The sequence below is a fragment of the Variovorax sp. DXTD-1 genome (genome assembly GCF_003984625.1).
Taxonomy (GTDB): Bacteria; Pseudomonadota; Gammaproteobacteria; order Burkholderiales; family Burkholderiaceae_C; genus Variovorax.
The window spans coordinates 1-507 of record NZ_RWKH01000080.1 but is presented as its reverse complement, the minus strand read 5'-3'; the positions used below and the strand labels follow the sequence as shown (position 1 = coordinate 507).

General features: G+C 62.3%; 1 protein-coding gene. It reads right to left on the bottom strand.

Annotated elements, in window-relative coordinates:
* The coding region (locus tag EJI00_RS24945; protein WP_126750128.1) for a superoxide dismutase at positions 1-507 on the bottom strand (507 nt) is incomplete at its 5' end.

Below are 507 nucleotides of genomic sequence, written 5' to 3'. Positions count from 1 at the left end.
TCAGCCGAAGTTCTTGGCCGCGAAGTCCCAGTTCACCAGCTTGGCCAGGAAGGTCTCGACGAACTTCGGGCGCAGGTTGCGGTAGTCGATGTAATAGGCGTGTTCCCACACGTCCACCGTCAGCACCGGCGTGTCGCCGGTGGTCAGCGGCGTGCCGGCGGCGCCCATGTTCACGATGTCCACCGAACCGTCGGCCTTCTTCACCAGCCACGTCCAGCCCGAGCCGAAGTTGCCCACGGCCGACTTCACGAACGCTTCCTTGAACGCGTCGTAGCTGCCCCACTTGGCATCGATGGCCTTGGCCAGCGCGCCGCTGGGAGCACCGCCGCCCTGGGGCTTCATGCAGTTCCAGAAGAAGGTGTGGTTCCAGATCTGCGCGGCGTTGTTGTAGATGCCGCCGCTGGACTTCTTGACGATCTCCTCGAGGGTCATCGATTCGAACTCGGTGCCCTTTTGCAGGTTGTTCAGGTTCACCACGTAGGCGTTGTGGTGCTTGCCGTAGTGGTA